At 53.0% G+C, this 328-nt stretch carries 1 pseudogene; it reads right to left on the bottom strand.

What is annotated here, in order from left to right:
• A pseudogene (locus QVO97_RS08255) lies at nucleotides 1-328 on the bottom strand (protein translocase subunit SecDF); the annotation flags it as partial.

The raw sequence follows: 328 nt of genomic DNA, 5'->3' as shown, positions 1-328 counted from the left end.
CCCATCGAAGACTGATTGTGAATCATGCTGCCGACGCCTGCCAGAATGATCACGAGCGACAGAGCAAAGTAAAGCTTGCGGAATTTCAGGAACGGACGCGTCTTCATATCCTTGCGGCATCCGTAGAACTTCGCATCCTCAAAGCCCATCTCATAGAAGCAGTTCAGGGCAAATTTGGTTACAAACAGCGCCGTGAACATAGAAAGCACGATACCGATTGCCAGCGTCGCCGCAAAGCCCTTGACGGTACCGGAACCTCTCCAGAACAGAACCGCTGCCGCAATCAGGGTGGTTACGTTTCCGTCGATGATCGCGGAAAGTGCCTTGG

It is taken from the genome of Clostridium sp. CAG:43, from assembly GCF_000434655.1.
GTDB lineage: Bacteria > Bacillota > Clostridia > Lachnospirales > Lachnospiraceae > Otoolea > Otoolea fessa.
Note: the sequence above shows the minus strand (reverse complement) of the source record. Positions and strands in the feature narration are given on the sequence as shown.